The sequence below is a fragment of the Nocardioides sp. genome (assembly GCF_047606145.1).
Classification (GTDB): domain Bacteria; phylum Actinomycetota; class Actinomycetes; order Propionibacteriales; family Nocardioidaceae; genus Nocardioides.
On sequence record NZ_JASGET010000129.1, the window covers coordinates 19,283 to 35,857 of the forward strand.

Here is a 16,575-nt window from a genome sequence, read left to right on the forward strand (position 1 = left end):
CTCAGCGATAGATGTCCCGCTGTCGCTCGATGCCGTCAGCCAGCAGGTTGAACGCCGCGACCGCTACCAGGATCGCCAGGCCCGGGAAGGTCACCGCCCACCACTGCCCGGTGGTGATCGTCTCGGTGCCAGTCAGGATCATCGATCCCCACTCCGGCGTCGGCGCCTGGACACCGACGCCCAGGAAGGCGAGGCCGGCGACCGTGAGCAGGGCGTAGCCGAGTTGGATGCCGATCTGGACCACGGTAGGACCGGTCACGTTCGGCAGGACGTGGCGGACCAGGATCCGCACCCGGGAGTAGCCCATCGCGTGGGCCGCCTCGACATAGCGGAGCTCACGGACCGTGAGGACCTGGGAACGGGTGAGGCGGAGGAAGATCGGGATGTTGATGAACATCAGCGCCCAGACGACGTTGACCAGGCTGTTTCCGGCGAAGGCGACCAGCGCGATCGCGACGATGAGGACCGGGAACGCCTGAATCATGTCGCAGATCCGCATCACGACACCGTCGAAATACCTGCTGCGGGAGTAGCCGGCCACGAGACCGATCCCGGTGCCCACGATCGCGGAGAGGCCGATCCCGGCCGCCGCGATCCACAGGTCGGTCCGGGCAGCGACGATGACCCGGATGAAGATATCGAAACCGGTGGAGTCGGTACCGAACGGGTGGGACCAACTCGGCGCGCTCAACATGCCGTTGACGTCCGGCGCGGTAGCGCCGTACGGCCAAATCAGCGGGACCAGGAAGGCCGCGAGGACCATCACCAGAATGATGCCGCCACCGGTCAGGAGAGCCGCGTTGCCGGTCCGAATCGAACGCCACATCGCGGTCGGCCAGCGCCAGGGACGGACCTGGGAGACGACCTCCTTGGTCAGCGACCAGGCCTCTCTGATCCCGGCGAGACGAGTCCTCGGCCCGCCAGCCGGGGCCGTGCTCTCCGGCGCGACCAATTCCACCGGGGACTCCGCGGGCCGCGCGGCTCGGCGGGCTCGCCAGATCACGATTGAACGCCATGACCACGGAACGGCGGCGGCACGGATCCGCGGGTCGAGTTTGATCTGAACGAGGTCGACGATCAGGAAGGCGACCATCGCCATGAAGCCGCTGACCAGGACGAAGCCCTGGGTGGCGGCGAAGTCGTTCCGTTGGATCGCGGTAGCGGCATACTGCGCCGCACCGCCCCAGCTGAAGACAGACTCGATCAGCACCGCGCCGCCGAGCATCAGGGTGAAGAGCGTTCCCAGGAAGGTGATGATCGTCGGAATCGCCGCCCGGACGGCGTACCGTCGGAGGCGGCGACGGCCGAGTCCGACCGAGGTCCCGAACCGGATGAAGTCCGACTCGATCGCCGCCAGCGTGGCACTCCGCATGAGCCGGGTGATCGGTGCGCAGAGCAACACCCCGAGGACACATACCGGCAAGATGGCGTGGCTGAGAGCATTGCCCATCGCCGCGGGGCTACCGCTGAGGAGGGCATCGATCAGCGTCGCTCCGGTGACATCGGCGGGCACGACCCCGTTGGTATCGATCTGCCCGGTCGGTGAGGGCAGCACCCCCCAGCGGAAGTAGAGGAGGTAGATCGCGATCAGAGCGAGCCAGAAGTCCGGAACCGCGAGCGCGATGAAGGTGTAGATCTGGATTCCACGTTGGGCGCCTCGCAGCTTTGTCCGTGCTGCGTACGCCCCCAGCGGAACACCGATCAAAGTGGCGAGAGCAAGGGAGAGAGCGACCAACTCCAGGGTCGCGGGGAACCGTACCGCCAGGTCGTGCAGGACGGACTCGTCGGTGACGGTGGAGACGCCGAGATCACCGTGGAGCAGACCCTTGAGATAGGAGCCGTACTGCACGATCAGAGGCCGGTCGAAGCCGTACTCGTGACTGATCTTCGCAATCGTCGCCGGGTCCGAGGCCTGACCCGCGATCTGCCGTGCCGGGTTGCCACCGAGCGCGTGGGTGAGGATGAAGGTCAGGGTGACGATCCCGAAGAGCGTCGGGATCATCAAGAGCAGGCGCCGGGCGACCATCGACAGCACTAGGTGCTGGCGAGGCGCACGTTGAGGCTTCGCTGCAGGGGGAGTCGTCAGATCAGTGGCTTCGACGGCAACCACGGTTTGCTCCTTCAGCTGGAGGCAGGAGGGGAACTCGGAGTGACGGACGCCCACGGGTCGGTGCGCAAGAGCTACTCGCCGGCACGGAGGCAAGCGACCAAGCTGGGCGATCCGCGATGGGCGAGCACCGGTACGGTGGTGGAGCAGTCCGGAATCGCCTCCATACACCGCGGAGCGAAGCAGCAGCCGCGACGGTCCACGGCACCGTCCAAGACGGTCGGGCGCGTCTCGGGCGGCGCAGTCTTCACGTCCGGGTCGAGCGAGAGCGCGGATCCGAGGAGGAAGCGGGTGTAGGGATGCGAGGGCGAGCCGAGGACCTGGTCGACGGTCCCCTGCTCCACGACCCGGCCGAGATACATCACGATGATGTGGGAGCAGACGGCGCGGATCGTGGGCAGATCATGGGAGACCAGGACATAGGTCATACCGAGTTGGTTCTGCAGACGGACCAGGAGGCTGAGGACCTCGGACCGGACAGAGACGTCCAGCGCGGATGTCGGCTCGTCGAGGACGAGGAGTTCAGGCTCGGTGGCCAGCGCCCGAGCGATGTTGACCCGTTGCTGCTGTCCGCCGGAGAGTTGGTGCGGGAAACGTGTCCGCAGAGCCGGGTCCAGAAGCACCATCTCGAGCAGCTCCCCCACGCGGTCGCCGATCTGGTCCGACGCCAGCGTCGAGTGGAGCCGGAGCGGCTCTGCGATCGCGTCACCGATCCGCATCCGCGGGTCAAGCGCCTCGTACGGCTCCTGGAAGACGATGCCGGCACGACGACGGAGCGAGCGGAGCACCTGCTCGTTGGCGCCGACGGTGTTGACCCCCAGCACCTCGGCCCTCCCCGAATCCGCTGAAATCAGGCCGAGGATGCAGCGGACCAGGGTCGACTTGCCCGATCCGCTCTCGCCGACGATGCCGACGGTCGCGCCCCGCGGGATGCGGAACGAGGTGTCGTCGATGGCGACGATGTCGGCGCTGCCCGCACGGCCACGGAACCGCTTGCAGAGCTTGTCCAGGACGACGACGTCACCCTCGGACTCCTGAGCGAGGGCACTCATGCGGTAGCCCGCTCGCGCTGGGTCACGAACTCCAGGCGCGACGCTCGGAGCAGCTTCTGGGTGTACGAGGCCGTCGGCGTATGGAGCACCTGACGTACCTTCCCGCTCTCGACCACGTCGCCGACGTGCATCACGCTCACGCTTGCGCAGTACTGCGCGACGATCGAGAGATCGTGGGTGATCATCAGGACCGAGAGGCCGAGCTCGCCCTGGAGCCGGGCGAGCAGCTCGAGGATCTGCCGCTGGACGGTCGCGTCCAGACCGGTGGTCGGCTCGTCGGCGATCAGGAACGTCGGGTCGCAGATCAGGGAGGTCGCAATGACCACGCGCTGTGCGAGGCCGCCGGAGAGCTCGTGCGGGTAGGCCTGCGCGATCCGCTGCGGCTCCGCGATCCCCGCCATCCGGAGGAACTCGAAGATCCTCGCTCGACGCTCACGGCGGGAAAATCCCGTGTGCGCCTCGAGGACCCGCGACATCTGGGTTCCGACGTTGTACATCGGGTGGAGCGCCGTACGGGGGTTCTGGAAGACCATGCCGAAGGCGGGCCCGCGCAGGTCGTGGAGCTCCTTGGGACCGAGTCCGACCAACTCGCGATCACGGAGCTTGATGCTCCCACTGACGACCGAGACGCCCTTGGGCAGGAGGCCCATCACGGCCGCTGCCGTCATGGACTTCCCCGAACCGGTCTCGCCGACGAGGCCGTGCATCGTGCCAGATGCCACCTGAAGAGAGACACCGTGGAGGAGCTCCGAGAAGCCCCGGCTGTTGTCCGCCCGAACGACGAGATCGCTCACCTCGAGGGCGACGTCGCCGACTCCAGCGACCGACGCCCCGGCCCGGTGTGATCCCGCGACGGAGCCGGTTCGAGTCGAGAACTTGATTCCCATGCGAAGAGTCAAACCACTAGTCGATTCGGCGCTGAGTCGGTTCGGTAAGGCAAAGGTTACGCCGACCGTTCTCCCGCCCGATCGGGCCCGGGCGGTGTCCGAGATCGCCTCATCCACGCGTGGTCACGGCGCCCGAGCACCCCCGCAGCGACCTTGTCACATTTGTATTACGCCCATGGCGGCGGCCAGTGGCACCCACCCGTGTGGACATCCATCGACCACATTAATTCCCACTTCGGAAAACACAAATTCGATGAATTCCACTGGGTCGCCACAGGTTTGTCACGTCGCGACGATCGAACGAGAAATTGATCGTAAAGATCAGAAGGCCATCAAGTTGTCGCGGAAGGTGTCACCCTCGTATCCGGTCCTGACCAGTCCGCGCTTCTGCAGCGCCGCGCCGAGGCCGTCGCAGATCTCGGCGATGGTCCGGCGGTTCATCTCCGGGTAGAGCAGGAAGCCGTCTCCTCCGACCTCCTCCATGACTTCACCCATCTTCGCCGAAACGGTATCCGGGGACCCGACGAAATCGAGATCCTCTCCGACCGCCGGACTGGTCATCAGCGCCTCCCGGAGCGTCTTGCCGCGGGCGCGCTCGTAGAAGCGGGCGAGCGAGGACTGCTCGCCGTTCCCGACATACTCGGGGACCGGTTCGTCGAGGTCGAACTGACCGAAGTCGACGGTGCCGCCGCTGATATAGGAGAGGCCCCAGAGTTTCGTCTCGATCGGCGCCGCCATCGCCTGGCGGTCGAGTCGGATACGTCGATCGCGGGCCTCCTCGTCGGTGTCGGCGAGAGTGGGCGTGGCAAGGAACATCACCTTGCAGTCGGTCGGTTTGCGACCGGCCGCCAGGAGTCGCTCGTGCATGTCCTCACGGAACTTCTTCATTTGCTCGACGCTGGTGCCGAAGGCGAGCATCGTGTCGGCGTGCTTGGCGGCGAGGTTGCGGCCGGGGATCGAGTTGCCGGCCTGCCCCACCACCGGTCGGCCCTGCGGGCCCGGCAGGGTGTTGAGCGGACCCCGGACCTTGAAGTACTTGCCGACGTGGTCGATCGTATGGACCTTGGTGTGGTCCACCAGACGGGGAGTCTCTTGGTCAGCCAGATAGGCTCCCGGCTCCCAGGAGTTCCACAGAGCGGTGCAGACGTCCATCCACTCCTCCGCTTGGAGGTAACGCTCGTCGTGCTCCATGTGCTCGTCGTATCCGAAGTTCTGCGCGACCCGGTTGGTCACCGAGGTGACCACGTTGACACCGGCCCGCCCCTCGGTGAGATGGTCCATCGTCGCCATCATCCGCGCCGCCAGGTAGGGCGGGTACTGGATCGTCGACATCGTCGAGATGATCCCGATGTGTCGGGTCGCCTGGGTCAACAGCGGCATCAACGGCAGCGGATCGTTCTTCGGCGTCATCATCCCGTACTTCAGCGACGTCTCGGCCGATCCGTTCAACGTGTCCTCGACCATCGCGGTGTCCTCGATGAAGAGAAAGTCGAATCCGGCCCGCTCCAGCGAGGTGGTCAGGTCGACGTAGAGACCCGGACGCATCCAGTCATAGCGCACATTGCCCGACCATGGACCAGTCCACGGGTGAATTCCGTAACTGCCGCCGAGAAACCAACCGAGGTGGAACATGGGCACTTCCTTCCAGAGAACGGGCACACCTAGGAAGCCGTACGCGAGCGGACGGCGTCAGTTGAGGGGCGAGACGTAGGTCAGCGGCACATTTCAGTGACTAACTGGCGATGCGCTCCTCGACCCCGAGGTCGTCGAGCCCCGACTGGGGACCGGCGACGGGGAGATTGATCGAGAGTGCGACCCGGTCGGCACGATGGTGGGTGTAGCTGAACTCGCGAGGCTGACCGTTGACGTCACGGAGCACGACCTCCTCGACGAGGACCGGCGCTCCCTCGACGATCCCGAGCATGCCACTGAGCGAGGCGCCGCAGGCGACGGCGCTGATCGAGACCTCGCATTCGCCAAGGGCCACCCCGAAGACCTTCTTGAAGGCCTGCGGGACCGGGATCACGTCGCGGACCCGCGGGCACGGTGCGCCCTCCCACGGGACATAGGACACACGGACCGAGCGTGGTTCGCCATCAGCACAGACCAGCACCTCGTCGACTTCAACGGTCTCGGCGTCGGTCTCCAAGCGGGCGCGAAGGTAATCCGTGCTGGGGATCTCACGCTGGTCGACCTCCCTCACCGTCACGGACGTGGCGCCCAACTGCGAGCGAGAGACGATCTCGTGGAGTGGAACCTCCGAGATCGAGCCGACCACGGTTGTCCCGAGGTTCGGTCGGCGGAGGACGAGCCCCTCGGCCGCAAGCAATTGGAGCGCCTGGCGCACCGAGTTGCGGCTCGCGGCGAGGCTGGCGACGAGCGCGTCCTCGATCAAGGCGCCGTTACCGGCAAGGAGGCCCGTGCGGATCCCCGAGCGGAGGAGGTCGTGTACCCGGTGGGGGGATCGCTGGAGTCGACGACGCGTCTCATTGCGCGCCCGATTGAAGGACTGAACGTCGACGGTGCTCATGTCGTGTCTCCTGGCGCTCGGCGGTGGTCACTAGTACGGCACTCGTCGATTGCTCGGCCGTATCAAGGTCATTGCGGGTGGATTGCGCCGACGCTCGCCGGGGTTGTCAGGCTGCTCGTGCCAGGAATCCGCCATCGGCCGACTCCCGCCAGTCCCACCGGCCAGCGATCGACTCCGTCGTTGACACGCCGCGAGCCGACGGCGTAATGGGGAGCCGCGCCCGCTCGTCAATACGGCCGCCGATCGGCGCAATCGTGCGGAGTCCCGAGCCACATCTGCGCGAAACAGCGGGACTACACCATGACTGCCATGCCAGCCAAGCCGTTCCACCTCGGGTGGTTCCTCAGTTTCCGTCCGCCATCCTGGCAGAGTCCGTTCTGTTCCGTCTCGGATGCGCGGGAGTGGGGCGCGGGCGACTTCTACGTCGACTTCGGGCGCTCACTGGAGCGAGCCGGCTTCGACTACATGATGGTCGAGGATTCCTCGATGGTCTCCGACATCTACGCGGGCACGTACGAGATGGATCTCAAGCACGCCCTCTACGCACCTAAGCACGACCCCGTCGCGTTGGTCCCGTTCATCACCGGCGCGACCAAGCACTTGGGCGTTGTCGCGACGATGTCGACCTCCTTCTATCCGCCCTTCATGCTGGCCCGGACCATGGCCACACTCGATCACCTCAGCCGCGGCCGGGTCGGCTGGAACATCGTCACCTCGAGCGAGGACCGAGCGGCGCAGAACTTCGGAATGGAGTCGCTCCCGGATCATGACGAGCGGTATGACCGCGCCGACGAGTTCGTCGAGGTCGTGGAGAAGCTCTGGAACTCGTGGGAGCCGGATGCCTTCCTGCTCGACCGAGCGAGTGGGAAGTACGCCGATGCAGCCAAGGTCCACCCGATCGACCACGCCGGCCGGTACTTCAAGGTCCGCGGTCCTCTCAACACGACCCGTTCCCCCCAGGGCCGGCCGGTCTTCTGCCAGGCGGGAGGTTCACCACGCGGGCGCACCTTCGCCGCAGCACACGCGGAGACAGTCATCGCATCAGCCCACGGCCTCGAGGCCATGTGCGAGTTCCGCGAGGACATCCGGGCACGGATGGTCCAGGCCGGACGCGACCCGAACAGCTGCAAGGTGCTCTTCGTCGTCAGCCCGGTGATCGGAGCCACCGACCAGGAGGCGCGGCTCGCCGATGAGCAACGCCACGATCCCGCGACCCAACGTCAGCGCGCCGAGACGGCGCTGGGCCACCTCTCCTGCCTGACCGAGAACGACTTCTCCGTCTACGAGATGGACGCACCGATCCCCGATGTGACCACCAACGGACACCGCAGCACACTGGCCGACTTCATCCGTCAGGGAACCCGAGGAAGGACCCTCGCCGAGGTCGCCTCCGAATGGTCGATCGAGTCGATCCCCCTCGTCGGCACGCCGACGAGCGTCGCGGCGCAGATGGACGAGGCGATGGCCGAGGTCGGCGGCGACGGCTTCCTGATCATGGGACCGACCACCCGTCGCTATATCAGCGAGATCACCGATGGCCTGGCCCCGGCGCTCCAGGCGCGGGGCCTGACCCGCGCCTCGTACAGCCACGCCACCTTCCGTGACAATCTGATGGAGTTCTGATGAGCGAGCGCTGGCGCTACGGATGGTTCGTCAACTACATGCCGACAGCATGGAAGACGCCATGGGCGACGTCAGACCCGGCGACCTGGCTCGACGGCACGTTCTACGTCGAGATGGCCCGGATGCTCGAGAGCGCCGGCGTCGACTTCGTCATGTTGGAAGACTCCGTGACTGTCCCCGACACGTTCGGCGGCTCGATGGATCTCGAGCTGATGTACACGACGCGCTCTCCGAAGAACGACCCCGTCCCGCTCGCGTCCGCGATCGCGGCGGCGACCGAGAGCCTGGGCATCGTCATCACCATGTCGACGACGCTCTACCCGCCCTACATCCTCGCCCGCCTGGTCTCCTCGTTGGACCACCTCAGCCGCGGTCGGATCGGCTGGAACGTCGTCACGTCGGCCGAGGACCGCGCTGTCCAGAACTTCGGCATGGATCAGATCTTCGACCACGACCACCGGTACGAGCGCGCTCACGAGTTCATCGACCTGGTCCGGCAGCTGTGGAGCTCGTGGGACCCGGACGCGTTGGTCATGGACCGCGAGCGCGGGTACTACGTCGACCACACCAAGGTCCACCGGATCGACTTCGAGGGAAAGTGGTTCCGCTCGCGCGGGCCGCTCAACACCCTCCCGATGCCACAGGGACAGCCCGTGATCGCCCAGGCGGGCGGTTCTCCCGCGGGCCGCGGCCTGGCAGCGGCCGAGGCTGATGTGATCGTCTCCGCTCCCAAGGGACGGGCAAGTATGAAGGCCTACCGCGACGACATCCGACAGCGCATGGAGGAGCTGGGGCGCGACCCCGACTCCTGCAAAGTCCTCTACATGATCACGCCCGTCGTCGGCGAGACAATGGCCGACGCCCGGTCCAAGCACGAGCGGATGTACTCCGACCCCGACGCCATCATGCGCAAGCTGGCCCTGATGTCGAGCGCGCAGACCGACTTCTCCCGATTCGACCTCGACGCCCCACTCCCTCAGTTCGACGAGGAGCGCGGCGGCCAGTCGATCGTCGAGGAACTCCGCAAGCTCGGGCCGGAGAAGACTCTGCGCGAGCTGCTCACCGGAAGTAGTCAGTCCGAATCGCTCACCTTGGTCGGCACCCCGGAGTCGATCGTCGACGAGATGGAGGAGGCCATGGAAGAAGTCGGGGGCGACGGTTTCCTCTTCTTCGCCGGCGGCGGTGGCCTGATCACCCGCCACTACCTCACCGAGGTTCTCGACGGGCTGATGCCGGAGCTCACCCGGCGGGGGCTGGCCAGGACCACCTATCCGCACCAGCACTTCCGGGACAACCTGCTGCTCCCGTAGCCGGGGCTCGAAGAGCCACCGATCCGTCCCCTCCTGACCGAAAGGAACTGTTCGTGAACCTCACCGTCGTGGTCGGAAACCCCAAACCGGCCTCCCGCACCGCCGAGGCCGCCACCCTGCTGGCTCACGGCCTCGCGCCCGAGGCTCAACCCGAGATTGTCGACGTGATCACTCTCGGCCCCGGACTCCTCGGATGGGGCGACCCCGCTGTCACCGAAGCGGTCGCCAAGGCTGCGGCCAGCGACCTCCTCATTGTCGCCTCCCCCACGTTCAAAGCCACCTACGCCGGACTGCTCAAACTCTTCCTCGACCAGTTCGAGACCGGCACCGGGCTCCAAGACGTCGTTGCCGTCCCCCTCATGCTCGGCGCCGGCCCCGCTCACTTCATGGCCTCCGATCTCCTGCTCAAGCCCGTCCTGGCCGAACTCGGCGCCGCCTGCCCCGCTCCGGGGCTCTACCTGATGGACAAGACCTACGACGAAAGCCCTGCCATGGACGAATGGATCACCCGGTGGGGCTCGACCATCCGCGGCACGATGACCGCTTTGCAGGGAGCAGCCGCATGAACACCACCAACCTCACCGAACTCCCCGACCCCACTCTGCTCCGCAACGCCTTCAGTCACTTCCCGTCCGGCGTCGCCGCCCTTGCCGCCCGCATCGAAGGCGCACCCACCGCCCTGGTCGCCTCCTCTTTCACCGTCGGAGTCTCCCTGGAACCGCCTCTGGTCCTCTTCGCCGTCCAGAATTCCTCCACCACCTGGCCGACGTTGCGCCGCGCCCCTCGGATCGGTATCTCGGTCCTCGGCGAGACCCACGACCAAGCCTGCCGCCAACTCGCCTCCAAGAACGGTGACCGGTTCGCTGGACTCGACCTCGCCGAGACCACCGCCGGAGCCCTCTTCATCAGCGGAGCCCCCATTTGGCTCGAATGCGAGATCGAAGCCGAGGTCCCCGCCGGCGACCACCACGTCATCCTCCTGCGCATCGAAGCCCTCCAGACCCAGCCCCACATCAATCCGCTGGTCTTTCACCAGTCCGGCTTCCGCCGCCTCGAGATCGCCAGCTGAACCAAGCGCCAGGCCGGTCCGCGCGCGTTCGGGGGACCGTTCCTGGTTCCGTACCATGGGATCCGTGCGAGCATCCCGGTCCCGGGCGACCCAGCTTCGCCACCCGCTATGACAAACTGGCGAACGCGCCATCCACCACGACATCGGAATCAGGGTCATCGACCACTGCTCCGGCGGCTCGCCTGACCGGCCTAGTCGTCGAGGAAGCGCCGCAGCACCTCGGTGAAGACGGCCGGCTGCTCGGAGTGCACCCAGTGACCGGCGTTCTTGATGGTCGCCAGCCGCTTGCGCGGGAACCAGTGCGCCATCGCCGGCTCGTACTCGGCGGTGATGTAGTCGGACTGCGCTCCGGCCACCCACAGCACCGGTCCCCGGTACGGCGCCACACCCACCAGCGCCTCGGCCGGCCAGTCCGCGAGCTGGTCGAGGCTGTCGCCCAGCACCGCCAGGTTCATCTGCCAGCGCCACCGTGAGCCGGGGTCCCCGGTGGCATCGCGGCGCAGATTCTGTAACAGGAAGCCGCGCACCACCGGATCCGGCACGTCCACGGCGAGCCGCTGATCCGCCTCCTGCCTGCTGGACAGCGAGTCCAGGTCCAGTCGGCGCATGGCGGCCACCAGGCTCGGGTTCGTGCCGGTCTCGGCGTAGCGCACCGGCGACATGTCCACCACGCACAGCCGCTCGACCAACTCGGGGTGGCGCAGCGCCACCAGCATCGCCACCTTGCCGCCCATGGAGTGCCCCACCAACGCCACCGGGTCCTCCGGCGCGAGCAGCGCCGCGACCTCGTCGGCCATCGCGAGATAGTCGAAGCGCTGCCGCCACGGCGAGCGGCCATGCTGGGGCAGGTCCACCAGACAGGTCCGATGCGTGCCGGCGAGAGCCTTGGCGATCTGGGTCCAGTTCTTGCCCTGGCCGAAGAGCCCGTGACAGAACACCACCCGACGGCCCTGCTCCCCGAAGCTCAGGGTGTGCAGCAGATTCGGTGTGCCGCTCGGCGAGGAGGACGTCGCTGGAGCCGGCACCCGGCCAGCGTACGGTGTGGCCGTCCGGGGGTGTCCGACCGGGCGGTCGGCAGCGACAGTCGTGAGGTTGGCCCGAGACCGATCGCTGCAGGATTCGATGGTCGGGCTTGTCGAAACCACGCCCGGCGGTAGATGGTTTCGACAGGCCCGACCAACGAAGAAACAGCCTCGACCGACGAAAACAGCCCTGTCGAGGTTTGACCGCTCGGAGTCTGGAAAGGGTCTCCGACGACCTGCCGATCCCGATCTGGAGTGAAACATGCGATCGATCATCACGCTCGTGGGGCGCATGCTTGCCCTCGCCATCGCCGGCCTGCTGACGGTGTCCCTGCTCGAAGCCGGAGCCGCCTCGGCGGCCAGCCCGTCCGTCGTCGCCGGGACGACCTCCGCGTCCAGCAGTGCCACCGCCGTGCACGGCCGCGTCGCACCGAAGAAGGCGACCTGCAACTGGCGGGCGCGCAAGTGCTTCGGCGCCATCTCGGTGAACATCAAGAGCTACAAGGCCTACTTCTCCAACGACAAGAAGTCCAAGTCGACCGCCGTCAACAAGGCGCAGAACAAGTGCTTCGCCAAGACCTCCAAGAACCGCCAGTGCCGTAAGGCCGGCTGGGTCCGCAACGGCTGCCTCGCCGTCGCCTACCGGCTCAAGAGCGGCACGCTGAAGGAGTGGTCGTCCGCCTACGCCTACGGCAAGGCCAAGGCGAAGGCCAAGGCGAAGAAGAAGGTCGCCGGTCCGGGCAAGGTGGGCATCTGGGCGTGGCTGTGCACCACCCGCCGCGCCTGAGCGCACCCCGATAGCACCCGACAGAGACGAGAGGGGCCCCGCCGGTCGGCGGGGCCCCTCTCGTCTCTGCGGAACGGGCCGTCAGGAGTAGTCACGGAATCCGCGCCCGGTCTTGCGGCCGAGATAGCCGGCGGTGACCAGGTGCTCGAGCAACGGCGCGGGGGCGAAGCCGGGCTCCCGGAACTCGTTGTACAGCTCCCGCTCGATCGCCAGCGAGACGTCGTTGCCGACCACGTCGAGCAACTCGAACGGGCCCATCGGCAGCGCGCAGCCGAGCTTCATCGCGGTGTCGATGTCGTCGGCGGTGGCGTAGTGCGCCTCGAGCATCTTGACCGCGTCGTTGAGGTAGGGGAAGAGCAGCGCGTTGACGATGAACCCCGCCCGATCGCCACAGCTCACCGCGACCTTGCCGACCCTGGCGCACAGCGCACGCACGGTCTCGGCGACCTCGTCGGCGGTGGAGACGGTGGAGACCACCTCGACCAGCTTCATCACCGGGGCCGGGTTGAAGAAGTGCATGCCGATGACGTCCTGCGGCCGACCGGTGACGCTCGCCAGACGCACCACCGGCAGGCTGCTGGTGGTGGTGGCGAGGATCGCGCCCCGCCCCGAGTTCCCGTCCCGGCAGATCTCGTCGAGATCCTCGAACAGCGCGGTCTTGACCGCCAGGTCCTCGGCGATCGCCTCGATCACGATGTCGACGGCGCTCAGATCCTCCAGCGCGGTGGTGCCGTGCAGCCGGCCGACGGTCTCGGCCTTGGCGGCATCGGTCAGCCTGCCCCGCTGGATCGCCTTGTCCAGCGAGCGGGTGATGCGGTCGACCACGGCGTCGACCTTGTCCTGCCCGCGGCCGACGTAGGTGACCTCGAAGCCCGCCTTGGCGAAGACCTCGATGATCCCGCTCGCCATCGTGCCGGTGCCGACCACCCCGACCTGCGCGATCTCACGGCGAGAGCGGGGCGTGGCGTCGGCGTCCGGGGTGAGCGCGTCGGCGACCACCTCGGGTGAGTCCGGGGCGGCGTAGGTGTAGAAGCCTCGGCCACTCTTGCGGCCGAGCATGCCCGCGGTCACCATCTGCTTCAGGATCGGCGTGGGCGCGTGCAGTCGGTCGCGGCCCTGGCGATACATCGTGTCGAGGATCTCGTAGGCGGTGTCCAGGCCGATCAGGTCGAGCAGGGCCAGCGGCCCCATCGGGTAGCCACAGCCGAACCGCATCGCCGAGTCGATGTCCTCGCGACTGGCGTAGTGCGCCTCGTACATCGACACCGCGTGGTTGAGGTAGCCGAAGAGCAGGGTGTTGGCGATGAAGCCGGCCCGATCGCCACACACGACCGGCGACTTGCCGAGTCGCTCGACCACCTCGCGCACCCCACTCAGCACGTCCGGCTCGGTGACCACCGTGCGGACGATCTCGACGAAGCGCTGCACCGGCGCGGGGTTGAAGAAGTGCACCCCGACCACGCGCCCGGGGCGCTTGCTGGCGGTGGAGATCTCGGTGACGCTGAGCGAGGAGGTGTTGGTGGCGAGCACCGTGTCGGGGCCGACCACGTCATCGAGTTGGGCCACGATCCTCTTCTTCAGCTCCAGCGACTCCACCACCGCCTCGATGACCAGGTCGGCGTCCTCGAGGTCGGCCAGATCGGTCGAGAAGGTGATCCTGCCGAGCAGGTCCGCCTGCTCGTCCTCCGCGAGCTTCCCCCGGCTGACGGCTCGATCGGTCGAGTGCCGCAGATGCGCCCGGCCCCGCTCCAGACCCTCGTCGTCCACCTCCACGCCCACGACGGCGAACCCCTCCCGGGCGAACACCTCGGCGATCCCCGCCCCCATCGTGCCGAGACCGACGACACCGACGACCGAGACCGGACGAGGCTGCGCTGCATCGCTCATGGAGGCATGATGCCATCGTCGTACCGGGCGCGGGAGACCTCGTTACCGACGAGTCACTTCCGGGGATGTGACATCCGCCACCATCAGCACCCGGGCGCCGTACCGCTCCAGGCCGAGCCGTCGCTCGGCGCGGGCGAGCTCGTGTTCGAACGTCGTGCGAGGCGGTGCGACCACGAAGCCGCAGGTCGCGTAGAACGGCGCGTTCCACGGCACCTCGGCGTAGGTCATCAGGCTGACCGATCGATGGCCGCGTACGCCGGCCTCGGCCCTGACCGCGTCCACCAGCGCCCGGCCGTGGCCACGGCGGCCGTGCTCCGGCAGCACGGCGAGCTGCTCGAGGTGGCACTGGCCCTCGATCTCGAGCACATGGGCGAAGCCCACCGGCACGGCGTCGCCCTCGGTCACGACCAGGAGGAATCCGGGCAGCGCCGCCCGGCGCTCCCCCGGCGTGGCCGGTGCCCAGTCGGTGGCCGCGAAGAGCTCCACCAAGCGTCGATCGGCGGCCTCCTCGATCTCGCGCAGCAGCGCGACGTCCGCCGGTCCCGCCTCCCGGATGCTCCTCATCGGCCCCACTGTAGATTCAGGCCGCGTGAGACTCGTCGTTGCACGCTGCCAGGTCGACTACGCCGGGCGGCTCACCGCGCATCTGCCGATGGCCACCCGGGTGCTGATGCTCAAGGCGGACGGGTCGGTGCTGATCCACTCCGACGGCGGCTCCTACAAGCCGTTGAACTGGATGTCACCACCCTGCACCCTGCGCGAGGGTACCGCGGACGACGGCCGGGCCGAGTGGACGGTGAGCTCACGCGGCACCGCCAAGGGCGCCGAGGACACCCTGCGCATCCTCATCGACGAGGTGCTGCACGACACCTCGCACGAGCTCGGCATCGACCCGGGGCTGCAGAAGGACGGTGTGGAGAGGCACCTGCAGGAGCTGCTCGCCGAGCATCCCGGCACCCTCGCGCCCGGCCTGACCCTGGTCCGCCGCGAGTTCCCGACGGCCATCGGCCCGGTGGACCTGATGTGCCGCGACGCCGGCGGCAGCTCGGTCGCCGTCGAGATCAAGCGCCGCGGCGAGATCGACGGCGTGGAGCAGCTGACCCGCTACCTCGAGCTGCTCAACCGCGACCCGCTGCTCACCGGCAACGGCCCGGTGCGAGGGATCTTCGCCGCCCAGCTGATCAAGCCGCAGGCCCGGGTGCTCGCCGAGGACCGCGGCATCGTCTGTGCGGTCGTCGACTACGACGCCCTGCGCGGCCTCGACGACGTCGAGGAACGGCTCTTCTGAGCCTGGCCCCGGGCCGAAGGTGCATCTTCGGACGGCGGCATCCGACCGCCCCGCGGTGATGACAGCTCAGCCGACCGCGCGCAGCTTCTGCTCGGCGTCGTAGGCCACCAGCTCGACCAGCCGTGCCCGCGTCTCCTCGTCCCGTGGGGAGTAGACGTTCATCCGGGTCAGTCCGCGGGTGCCGATGGTCATCCGGGTCATCTGGAGACGAAGCTCCCCGACCGGGGACTTGAAGTTCTTCGCTGGCGTCGCCAGATCGGCCACGTCGTGGCGTCGCCACAGCTCGTCGAACTCCGCCGACGCCTCCCGGAGCCGACGGATGAACCGGTCCCAGGTGACGTCCTCGAGATGCTGGGTCGCGGCGGTCCGCATCGAGCCGACCATGTAGGCCGCGGCGCGCTCCCGGTCGGCGCTGCGACACAGGTCCTGCCAGTAGGGGTGGGTGAAGAACAGCCAGATCTGGTTGAGCTCCCCCGGCTCCATCGAGTCCAGATCGCCACCCATCCGGTTGTAGGCGCGGTTGTAGCCGAGGATGTCCGACCGCGGCGAGAGGACCACGGCCGGCAACGGGTCGAGCTGGTCGAGGATCTCCTGGCCGATGCCACCCAGCAGCTGGCACTCGGTGGCCGCCGGCGGCACGATCGTCACCCCGGCCAGCTCGAAGAGGTGCCAACGCTCCTGGTTGTCCATCCGCAGGGTCCGCGCGATCGCCTCCAGGACCTGCACCGAGGCGTTGATGTCACGTCCCTGCTCGAGCCAGGTGTACCAGGTCACCCCCACGCCGGCCAGCAGCGCCACCTCCTCCCGGCGAAGCCCCGGGGTTCGACGCCGCCCGCCCGCAGGGAGGCCGACGTCCTCGGGAGCGATCCGTTCCCGACGGGTGCGCAAGAAGTCGGCGAGCTCGCCTCGACGCGTGGTCACTCCCCCATAGTGCCCCTTACCGGAGGGCGTATCCAGTCACTCTCAGTACCAGGATCACCAGGCTCTCACCACCAGGACACCGGTCGATCCAC

Annotated in this window: 15 protein-coding genes; 6 read left to right on the forward strand and 9 right to left on the reverse strand. The window is 67.5% G+C overall.

Features of this window, described 5'->3' with window-relative positions:
* Nucleotide 1: 1 nt before the first annotated feature.
* The 5 genes from QM638_RS17030 to QM638_RS17050 form a co-directional block, all read right to left on the reverse strand.
* The gene (locus tag QM638_RS17030; protein ID WP_415143795.1) at nt 2-2,026 is read right to left on the reverse strand and encodes an ABC transporter permease subunit; all 2,025 of its coding nucleotides are present in this window, start codon (nt 2,024-2,026) and stop codon (nt 2-4) included.
* Nucleotides 2,027-2,181: 155 nt separating this feature from the next.
* The gene (locus tag QM638_RS17035; protein ID WP_415143797.1) at nt 2,182-3,159 is read right to left on the reverse strand and encodes an ABC transporter ATP-binding protein; all 978 of its coding nucleotides are present in this window, start codon (nt 3,157-3,159) and stop codon (nt 2,182-2,184) included.
* Nucleotides 3,156-4,046: an ABC transporter ATP-binding protein gene (locus QM638_RS17040; RefSeq protein ID WP_415143799.1), complete on the reverse strand. Its 891-nt coding sequence runs from the start codon at nt 4,044-4,046 to the stop codon at nt 3,156-3,158. The genes QM638_RS17035 and QM638_RS17040 overlap by 4 nt, the downstream gene beginning before the upstream one ends.
* A gap of 321 nt (nt 4,047-4,367) precedes the next feature.
* On the reverse strand, nt 4,368-5,606 hold the full coding sequence (locus tag QM638_RS17045; RefSeq protein WP_415143801.1) for an NtaA/DmoA family FMN-dependent monooxygenase: 1,239 nt from the start codon (nt 5,604-5,606) through the stop codon (nt 4,368-4,370).
* A gap of 172 nt (nt 5,607-5,778) precedes the next feature.
* A complete protein-coding gene (locus QM638_RS17050) occupies nt 5,779-6,576 on the reverse strand; it encodes a GntR family transcriptional regulator (protein ID WP_415143803.1) in 798 nt (265 codons plus the stop codon).
* Nucleotides 6,577-6,885: 309 nt separating this feature from the next.
* Here QM638_RS17050 and QM638_RS17055 point away from each other — a divergent pair, with 309 nt between their 5' ends.
* The 4 genes from QM638_RS17055 to QM638_RS17070 are packed head-to-tail and all read left to right on the forward strand — an operon-like array spanning nt 6,886 to nt 10,578.
* A complete protein-coding gene (locus tag QM638_RS17055; protein ID WP_415143805.1) occupies nt 6,886-8,199 on the forward strand; it encodes an NtaA/DmoA family FMN-dependent monooxygenase in 1,314 nt (437 codons plus the stop codon).
* The gene (locus QM638_RS17060) at nt 8,199-9,509 is read left to right on the forward strand and encodes an NtaA/DmoA family FMN-dependent monooxygenase (RefSeq protein ID WP_415143807.1); all 1,311 of its coding nucleotides are present in this window, start codon (nt 8,199-8,201) and stop codon (nt 9,507-9,509) included. The genes QM638_RS17055 and QM638_RS17060 overlap by 1 nt, the downstream gene beginning before the upstream one ends.
* Nucleotides 9,510-9,562: 53 nt before the next feature.
* Entirely contained in the window at nt 9,563-10,075 is a 513-nt protein-coding gene (locus tag QM638_RS17065; protein WP_415143809.1) for an NADPH-dependent FMN reductase, read from the forward strand.
* Entirely contained in the window at nt 10,072-10,578 is a 507-nt protein-coding gene (locus QM638_RS17070; protein WP_415143811.1) for a flavin reductase family protein, read from the forward strand. Before QM638_RS17065 ends, QM638_RS17070 begins: the two co-directional genes overlap by 4 nt.
* Before the next feature lie 191 nt (nt 10,579-10,769).
* On the opposite strand, the gene QM638_RS17075 is transcribed toward QM638_RS17070, so the two are convergent.
* A complete protein-coding gene (locus QM638_RS17075) occupies nt 10,770-11,603 on the reverse strand; it encodes an alpha/beta fold hydrolase (protein ID WP_415143813.1) in 834 nt (277 codons plus the stop codon).
* A gap of 289 nt (nt 11,604-11,892) precedes the next feature.
* Here QM638_RS17075 and QM638_RS17080 point away from each other — a divergent pair, with 289 nt between their 5' ends.
* Nucleotides 11,893-12,387, forward strand: a complete 495-nt coding sequence (locus tag QM638_RS17080; RefSeq protein WP_415143815.1) for a DUF4189 domain-containing protein — start codon at nt 11,893-11,895, stop codon at nt 12,385-12,387.
* Nucleotides 12,388-12,468: 81 nt separating this feature from the next.
* Here the strand turns inward: QM638_RS17080 and QM638_RS17085 are convergent, their stop codons facing one another.
* Both QM638_RS17085 and QM638_RS17090 read right to left on the reverse strand, forming a co-directional pair.
* Entirely contained in the window at nt 12,469-14,274 is a 1,806-nt protein-coding gene (locus QM638_RS17085; protein ID WP_415143816.1) for a 3-hydroxyacyl-CoA dehydrogenase family protein, read from the reverse strand.
* A gap of 42 nt (nt 14,275-14,316) precedes the next feature.
* A complete protein-coding gene (locus QM638_RS17090; RefSeq protein WP_415143818.1) occupies nt 14,317-14,838 on the reverse strand; it encodes a GNAT family N-acetyltransferase in 522 nt (173 codons plus the stop codon).
* 25 nt (nt 14,839-14,863) lie between these two features.
* Here QM638_RS17090 and nucS point away from each other — a divergent pair, with 25 nt between their 5' ends.
* Nucleotides 14,864-15,562, forward strand: coding sequence for an endonuclease NucS (gene nucS / locus QM638_RS17095; RefSeq protein ID WP_415143820.1), 699 nt, complete (start codon nt 14,864-14,866; stop codon nt 15,560-15,562).
* A gap of 66 nt (nt 15,563-15,628) precedes the next feature.
* On the opposite strand, the gene QM638_RS17100 is transcribed toward nucS, so the two are convergent.
* Nucleotides 15,629-16,483: a helix-turn-helix transcriptional regulator gene (locus QM638_RS17100; RefSeq protein ID WP_415143822.1), complete on the reverse strand. Its 855-nt coding sequence runs from the start codon at nt 16,481-16,483 to the stop codon at nt 15,629-15,631.
* Between the last annotated feature and the right edge of the window lie 92 nt (nt 16,484-16,575).